This window comes from Pseudomonas sp. MYb13, from assembly GCF_002980075.1.
Lineage (GTDB): Bacteria > Pseudomonadota > Gammaproteobacteria > Pseudomonadales > Pseudomonadaceae > Aquipseudomonas > Aquipseudomonas lurida.
Genome location: NZ_PCQI01000036.1, coordinates 1 through 7,820, shown reverse-complemented (window position 1 = coordinate 7,820; position 7,820 = coordinate 1). Strand labels below are relative to the sequence as shown.

8 protein-coding genes are annotated in these 7,820 nt (G+C 59.9%); 5 read left to right on the top strand and 3 right to left on the bottom strand.

Annotated elements, in window-relative coordinates:
* Window positions 1-293: 293 nt before the first annotated feature.
* The 4 genes from rhtA (at window position 294) to CQ002_RS27990 (ending at window position 3,094) form a co-directional block, all read left to right on the top strand.
* Window positions 294-1,181, top strand: a complete 888-nt coding sequence (rhtA, locus tag CQ002_RS28005; RefSeq protein WP_034103130.1) for a threonine/homoserine exporter RhtA — start codon at window positions 294-296, stop codon at window positions 1,179-1,181.
* Window positions 1,182-1,345: 164 nt separating this feature from the next.
* Window positions 1,346-1,627: a hypothetical protein gene (locus CQ002_RS28000; protein ID WP_034103128.1), complete on the top strand. Its 282-nt coding sequence runs from the start codon at window positions 1,346-1,348 to the stop codon at window positions 1,625-1,627.
* Window positions 1,628-1,738: 111 nt separating this feature from the next.
* Window positions 1,739-2,470, top strand: a complete 732-nt coding sequence (locus tag CQ002_RS27995; RefSeq protein WP_034103126.1) for an SDR family oxidoreductase — start codon at window positions 1,739-1,741, stop codon at window positions 2,468-2,470.
* Between the two features lie 33 nt (window positions 2,471-2,503).
* Window positions 2,504-3,094 (top strand): 2-hydroxychromene-2-carboxylate isomerase, encoded by a 591-nt coding sequence (locus CQ002_RS27990; protein ID WP_105161927.1) that lies wholly within the window; start codon window positions 2,504-2,506, stop codon window positions 3,092-3,094.
* On the opposite strand, the gene CQ002_RS27985 is transcribed toward CQ002_RS27990, so the two are convergent.
* Window positions 3,091-4,068: a zinc-dependent alcohol dehydrogenase family protein gene (locus CQ002_RS27985; protein ID WP_177431184.1), complete on the bottom strand. Its 978-nt coding sequence runs from the start codon at window positions 4,066-4,068 to the stop codon at window positions 3,091-3,093. The two genes, CQ002_RS27990 and CQ002_RS27985, sit on opposite strands and share 4 nt — an antisense overlap.
* 124 nt (window positions 4,069-4,192) lie before the next feature.
* Between CQ002_RS27985 and CQ002_RS27980 the strand changes: the two genes are divergently transcribed.
* Window positions 4,193-5,101 (top strand): LysR family transcriptional regulator, encoded by a 909-nt coding sequence (locus CQ002_RS27980; RefSeq protein ID WP_105161926.1) that lies wholly within the window; start codon window positions 4,193-4,195, stop codon window positions 5,099-5,101.
* Here the strand turns inward: CQ002_RS27980 and CQ002_RS27975 are convergent.
* Both CQ002_RS27975 and CQ002_RS27970 read right to left on the bottom strand, forming a co-directional pair.
* Window positions 5,094-6,902 (bottom strand): aminopeptidase P family protein, encoded by a 1,809-nt coding sequence (locus tag CQ002_RS27975; RefSeq protein ID WP_098466177.1) that lies wholly within the window; start codon window positions 6,900-6,902, stop codon window positions 5,094-5,096. The genes CQ002_RS27980 and CQ002_RS27975 overlap by 8 nt on opposite strands.
* 49 nt (window positions 6,903-6,951) lie before the next feature.
* On the bottom strand, window positions 6,952-7,820 hold an 869-nt coding region (locus CQ002_RS27970; protein WP_105720652.1), incomplete at its 5' end, for a cysteine desulfurase family protein.

The window sequence follows — 7,820 nt, the reverse complement described above, 5'->3', positions numbered from 1 at the left end:
ACTCCTTCTGGGCTTCGATGAACTGAAGCAACTCGCTGTCGAATTCTGCGTAACTACTTGTTTACCAAGGAGTTTTCCGTTTCGACTGCGCCGGAAGTGGGGCGAATTATAGACTTCCAGAATCTGCCGTCAACCCTTAATTTGCTTTTTCTATCAAAGGATCTGAAAACGTCCAAATCAAGCCTTTATAGGTGATCGAAAAGGATAGTTGAGCAATATATTGCTCAACGCCGAACAGTTAAGCATCATAGCGCCCACGCTTCTCTTAATATGACTTCGGACGAACACCCCCAATGACCACCTCCCCTCGCAGCCTGGCGTCGACATTGTTCCCGGTCGGCCTGCTGTTGATCGCCATGGCCTCCATCCAGTCCGGCGCCTCGCTGGCCAAGAGCATGTTCCCTATCGTTGGCGCACAAGGCACCACGACCCTTCGCCTGATTTTCGCCAGCGTGATCATGCTGCTTCTATTACGCCCCTGGCGCGCCAAGCTGACGGGCAAATCCCTGCGCACCGTCATCGTCTATGGGATGGCGCTGGGTGGCATGAATTTCCTCTTCTATATGTCCTTGCGCAGCGTACCCCTGGGAATTGCAGTCGCCCTGGAATTCACCGGACCGCTCGCCGTCGCCCTCTACGCGTCCCGGCGCGCCGTGGATTTCCTGTGGATCGCACTGGCAATCATCGGCCTTCTCTTGCTGATCCCCATGGGAGAGGCCAGCAGCGGCATCGACTTACTGGGCGCAGCCTACGCGCTAGGGGCTGGCGTCTGCTGGGCGCTCTACATTCTTTATGGCCAGAAGGCGGGTAATGACAATGGCGTCCAGACCGCTGCGCTTGGGGTAATGATCGCAGCTTTGTTTGTCGCACCCATCGGCATCGTCCATGCCGGCAGCGCGTTGCTGACGCCTGCACTGATCCCAGTCGCCCTCGGCGTCGCCATTCTGTCCACGGCCCTGCCCTACACCCTGGAAATGGTCGCCCTGACGCGCCTCCCCGCCCGCACCTTCGGCACCCTCATGAGTATCGAACCCGCTTTCGGTGCGCTTTCCGGCCTGTTCTTCCTGCATGAGCACTTGTCGCTTGCACAGTGGCTGGCAATCACCTGCATCATCCTGGCCTCCGTAGGGGCCACGGTGACGATGCGCAGCGAGTCAAAACCGCTGGTTCCTGCGGATTGAAGTCTGTTTGAATGTAGCTCTGGCATTCAGCGCGCATTTAGGCCATGTTTAAGCCGCAAACGAATGTCATTCATGGAGAGTTTCGACAAGGACAGCGCGAACGCTACACCCGAGAGCGAGTAGAGCCGGCCTCTAGCATTGCGAGGCGGCTATTAAGGATAGGAATGAAGCGAATTTTGATACTGTTAATGGTCATGGCCATTGCCGGCTGTGCCGCGACCACCAAGACAGAAGTAAAACGTGGCAAAAAAGGGCTGCATATCAACTGTTCCGGCCTGTCTTCTTCCTGGGACCAGTGCTACACGAGTGCAACCAACTCCTGCGGTACGAAGGGCTATCGGGTAATCGCAAAGTCCGGTGACAATTCAGAGGAACCTGGGGACTACCCCTTCGGCCTCAACCCTGCAGGCTACACCAGCCGCAGCATGATCGTTATCTGTAAGTAGTTGCTCGAGCAGTCACCCCCTGACTGCTCCTATTAAATTCCAGATACAAATCCAGCCCTTCGCGGCGCTACGTCTAAACTCCTGCTCGACCACTGAGCCATAGGAGTTCCCATGACGCACAACAACAAAATCGTATTGGTAGTGGGCGCCGGCGATGCAACCGGCGGCGCCATTGCCAAACGCTTCGCCCGCGAAGGCTACGTGGCCTGTGTCACACGACGCAGTGCCGACAAATTGCAGCCGCTGGTAGACAGTATTCAAGCTGCAGGCGGCGAGGCCCATGGGTTTGCCTGCGATGCGCGGAAAGAAGACGACGTCATCGCACTGATCGAACAAATCGAAACCGAGCTGGGGCCCATCGAAGCCTTCGTGTTCAACATCGGCGCCAATGTGCCATGCAGCATCCTCGAAGAAACCGCGCGCAAGTATTTCAAAATCTGGGAGATGGCCTGTTTCTCTGGTTTTTTGAACGCGCGCGAAGTAGCCAAGCGCATGGTCACTCGCAATCGCGGCACTATCCTGTTCACTGGCGCCACTGCGGGTTTGCGCGGTGGTGCAGGCTTTGCCGCGTTCGCCGGGGCCAAGCACGGCATTCGGGCGCTCGCGCAAAGCATGGCGCGGGAATTGGGGCCGAGGAACATCCACGTAGCCCATGTGGTGGTCGACGGCGCCATCGACACCGACTTCATTCGTGACAACTTCCCGCAGAAGTACGCGCTCAAGGACGAGGACGGCATTCTCAACCCCGAGCACATTGCCGATAACTATTGGTACCTGCACAGCCAGCCACGCGATGCCTGGACCTTTGAACTGGACCTGCGCCCCTGGAATGAACCCTGGTAAGCACGCCTCCATAATAAGCATCGAGGATCGACCATGCGTAAAACCCTGGAATTCTTCTTTGATCTCGGCAGCCCCGCCACCTACCTGGCCTATACCCAACTACCCGCGCTGTGTGCGGCAACCGGGACGCAACTGGTTTACAAGCCGATGCTGCTGGGCGGCGTGTTCAAGGCCACCGGCAATGCCTCCCCCATCACCGTTCCGGCAAAAGGTCGCTACATGTTTGAAGACCTTGCGCGTTATGCCCGTCGCTATAACGTCCCCCTCCAGTTCAACCCTCACTTCCCCATCAACACCCTGGTGTTGATGCGCGCGATCACCGGCATCCAATTGCACCACCCTGAACGCTTCCAGGACTTCGTTGATTGCCTGTTCCGCGCTCTGTGGGTAGAAAGCCGTCACTTGGGCGACCCCACGGTGGTAGCTGCCGTGCTCACCGAGCACGGTTTTAACCCTGATGACGTCGTGGCTCTGGCCAATGACGAAACCGTAAAGGCCGCCCTCAAGGACAACACCGAACAGGCTGTTCAACGCGGCGTGTTCGGCGCACCCAGTATGTTCGTAGGCAACCAGTTGTTCTTCGGTCAGGACCGTCTGGATTTCGTGCGTGAAGCCCTAAGTTAGATCTCGATCGCCAGGCGCCCTTGCGCGCCGCTTGCGAGCAGATCGTAAGCGGCGTTTGCGTTGTGCAAATCGAATTGATGCCCATCCATGATCGGCTTGAGCTTGCCAGCGTCGATCAACCGTGCCGCCTTAGCCAGTATCTGCCCATGATGTTCGCGCCCCTTACCGGTCAGCAACGGCAACAAGGTAAACACACCCGAGTAGGTCGCGCCACGAAACGACAGCGGCGCCAGGCTATGTTGTCCCCATCCCAGGCAACTCACCACATGACCGTGATAGCACTTGGCTGCACGGAAAGATGCATCCAGCGTTTCCCCGCCAACGGTGTCATACACAATGTCGAAGCCTTCGCCTGCGGTGTACTGCGCGACGTACGCTTCGACAGTCTGATGCTGATAGTCAATGAACGTCGCACCCAGCCCCTCGATGACCGAGCGATGCTTGGCGGAACCTGTGGCATACACGTGTGCACCGCAGGCAATCGCCAATTGCACCGCGACATGTCCTACACCCCCCGCGCCACCCTGGATCAACACGCTGTGTCCGAAACCGACACGAGCCCGGTCCACCAACCCTTCCCATGCCGTAATCAGTACCAACGGCAACACTGCAGCTTCCCGCATGCTCAAGGCCTCCGGTTTTTTCGCCAGCAAGCGGGCATCGACTACCACATATTCGGCCAACGAGCCCTGTGCGCCGCCGATCCCGGTCGCCAGCGCGTACACATCGTCCCCTGGTTGCCACTCACCCGCGCCAGGACCAACAGCTTCAACCGTGCCCGCCAGGTCCAACCCGAGCACTGCTGGCAATGGTTGCCGGGCATGGGCAGCCTGGCCTGCACGGATTTTAGCGTCTAGCGGGTTAAGGCCACTGGCGCGGATTCGGACCAGCACTTGGCCAGTGCCTGCTACCGGTTTGGGAATTGTCGCCAGCCGAAACGGAGCATCTGCGGCGTCTACTATCAAGGCGTACATATCAGTCATGTCAGTGATCTCGCGTCATAGAAGAATGAGGCCAATCATCCGCGTGCCAACTCATGCCGATAAGGCGCTAAAAAGCTATAGTGCCCATGCCCATTCGGCATGAATCGGACAGCTCATGGACAAACTCAACGCAATGGCGATTTTCGTTCGAGTGATCGAACGCGGCAGCTTTTCCGCCGTCGCCCGGGAACTGCAAACCACCCAACCTACGATCAGCAAAATCCTGCGCGCCTTGGAGACCGAACTGGGTGGCAAGCTGATTGCCCGCAGTACACGCCAACTGTCCCTGACCGACGAAGGCCAGCGGTACTACCGTCACTGCCGCGAAATCCTCGCAGCCGTAGATGCTGCTGAACACAGTTTCCAGACCGGCAAGGAGACAATCGCCGGTCCCTTGCGCGTCGGTTCGTCGGTGAGTTTCGGGCGCCTGCAGATTGCTGCACGCCTCAGCGATTTCCTGCTGCAATACCCTGATGTGCAAGTGGACCTGCAACTCAACGATCACCTGCAGGACATGGTCAGCGAAGGCCTGGACGTGACCTTGCGAATTGGCGAATTGCGCGACAGCGGCTTGATCGCAAGGCGGATCGGCACTACCCACCGTGTCACCCTTGCCAGCCCGGCCTACCTGGCCAAGCATCCCGCACCGAAAAGCCCGCAGGACCTCAGCCAGCACAACTGCCTGCTGTTCAACCTGCTCAGCAGCCAGAACCAGTGGGTGTACGAAAAGAATGGCGCGCGGCACAGCGTACGCATCGCCGGCAACGCCCAGAGCAACAACTCCGAAGCGGTGCGGGAAATGGTGTTGACAGGGCTTGGCATTGCGCTGTCGCCCCTGTGGCTGTTCTACGACGATTTGAAAGCCGGACGCGTCGTCGCGCTGTTACAGGACTACACCGCACAGTCGCTACCGATCCATGCGGTGGCGGCGCCCAATCGTCGCCAGTCGGCCCGGGTCAAGGCGTTCGTCGACTACATGGCCGACGCCCTGGCCCAGGCGCCTGAACTGCAGGCGGTCAGATAGCGGCAGTGCGTACCTGCAACCATTCAAGCGCGGCGCCGCTGAGCAACGGGCTCAGACGCGAACGTACTTCAGCGTGGTAAGCGTTGAACCACACGCGCTCGTCCGCCGTCAGCAACGAGGGCTCCAGGCAACGGGTATCGATCGGGCACAAGGTCAGGGTTTCGAACTTGAGGAACTCACCGAACTCGGTCTTGCCCGCTTCGCGGTTCAGCACCAGGTTCTCGATGCGCACGCCCCAACGGCCCGGACGGTAAGTGCCCGGTTCGATAGAGGTGATCATTCCAGGTTGCATCGCCGTTTGCGCAGCAGTGGCAGCCTGGTAGGCAATCACTTGCGGACCTTCATGCACATTGAGGAAATAGCCTACGCCGTGCCCGGTACCGTGGCCGTAGTCCACGCCTTCCGCCCAGATCGGCGCGCGAGCGATAGCGTCCAGCAACGGCGACAGGATCCCTTTCGGGAAGTGCGCTCGGGACAACGCGATCACGCCCTTGAGCACACGGGTACAGTCACGTTTCTGCTCCTCACTCGGCGTGCCGATAGGCACCATCCGCGTGATATCCGTGGTGCCGCCCAGGTACTGGCCACCCGAGTCAATCAGCAACAGGCCATCGCCTTCGATCAGCGCGTGCTCTTCTTCAGTGGCATGGTAATGCGGCATCGCGCCGTTGGCGTTGTAGGCAGCGATGGTGTTGAAACTCAGCGACACATAACCGGGGCGGCGGGTACGCGCAGCGGTCAGGTGCTCGTCGATGGTCAGTTCAGTGATGCGCTCGCGGCCCAGCGCACTCTCCAGCCAGGCGAAGAACTCGCACAACGCCGCGCCATCCTGCTCCATGGCCTGGCGGATGTGTTCCGCGTCGGCCAGGCTCTTGCGCGACTTGGCCAAGGTGGTCGGGTTGAGACCCTCGACCAGCTTCACACCGGCATTGAGGTTCTCCAGCAAACCGGCGGTCACGCGGGCCGGGTCGACCTGCACGCTGGCGCCCGCTGGCACTGCGCGCAATGCATCGGCCACGTCGCTGTAGTCGCGCAGCGTCACGCCATCCTGCTCCAGCACAGCTCGCAGCTCGGCATCGACTTTGCTCAGCGCCACAAACAGCGTGGCCTGCTGCTGATTGATCAACGCAAAGGACACAAACACCGGGTTGAACGAAACGTCACCACCGCGCAAGTTGAACAGCCAGGCGATGTCATCCAGGGTGGCAATGAAGTGCCAATCGGCGCCCTTCTCTTTCAACGCGGCGCGCAGCGAGGCGAGTTTTTCACCACGGCTCACGGTGGCCTGCGGTGGCAGGTGTTGATAGATCGGTTGGTTCGGCAATGTCGGACGGTCTTGCCAGACCTCATCCAGCAGGTCGATGTCGGTACGCAAGCGTGCACCGCGCTCTGCCAACTTGCCGCCCAGAGTGCGCGCCGATGCCACGGCCATCACCGCACCGTCCACCGCGACAACACCGCCTTCCGGCGTTTGCTCGGCCAGCCACTCCAGCGGACCGGGTTGGCCCGGTTGCAGCTTGACCAATTCGATGCCGCTGCCCTTGAGTTCCTTGGTCGCCTGTTCCCAGTAGCGGCTATCGGCCCACACTCCAGCGAAATCCGCAGTGACAATCAGCGTCCCCACCGAACCATGAAACCCCGACAACCATTGCCGCCCCTGCCAGTAACCCGGCAAGTATTCGGACAAGTGCGGGTCGGCCGACGGCACCAGCAGGGCGTGGATGCCCTCACGGCTCATCAGTTCACGGGTATGCGCCAGGCGCTGGGGAACCGTTCCATGGGTCAAGGGCTGCGTACTCATTGTGTCTCCTGCTAACCACGAATAATTATTATGTGTTGCGTTAAATGAATCAGACCGCCCAGAAGGCCGGTGCACTGGCCAGGGTGGTTTTGATCAACTGCACAGCCTGGTCGATGTCCTGCTCGGTGGTGAACCGACCCAGGCTCAAGCGAATGGTACGGCCGGCGCTGCGTGCATCATGGCCCAAGGCGAGCAGCACATGGGACGGCGCATTGCTCGCCGAGTTGCAGGCGGATGTCGCGGAAAAAGCGATCCCCGCGCTGAGCGCCGCGGCATTGAATTCGCCTTCACTGAACGTAAGGCTCAGTGTGTGTGGAATACGTTGAGTCAGGCTGCCATTGAGGCGTACCCCCGCCACCGACGCCAACTGGTCAAGCAGACGCTGGCGCAAAGCTACGATGACGGCTTTTTCTTCAGCAAAAGATGCCGCGGCCAGGGCGAAGGCGGTGCCCATACCGGCAATCTGATGAGTCGCCAGGGTGCCGGAGCGCAAGCCGCCTTCGTGGCCGCCACCATGAATTTGCGCCAACACCTTCTGCTGCGCCCGTGGGCCGACATACAACGCGCCGACACCTTTGGGGCCATACAGCTTGTGGGCCGAGAACGACATCAGGTCGACCGGCCACTGCGCCAGGTCGATCGCCACCTTACCCGCGCCCTGCGCCGCATCCACATGCAACAGTGCGCCGTGTTCACGCACGCGGGCACCGATGGCGGGGATGTCATTGAGGGTGCCTAGCTCGTTATTCACCAACATCAGCGATACCAGGAAGGTGTCCTCGCGCATTGCTTCGCTGACAGCATCGGCACTGATCAACCCATCGGCATCCGGCACCAGGTAGGTCACCGCCACGCCAGCTTCCTGCAGTTGCCGCGCGGTATCGAGGGTGGCCTTGTGTTCGATCTGGCTGGTGATGA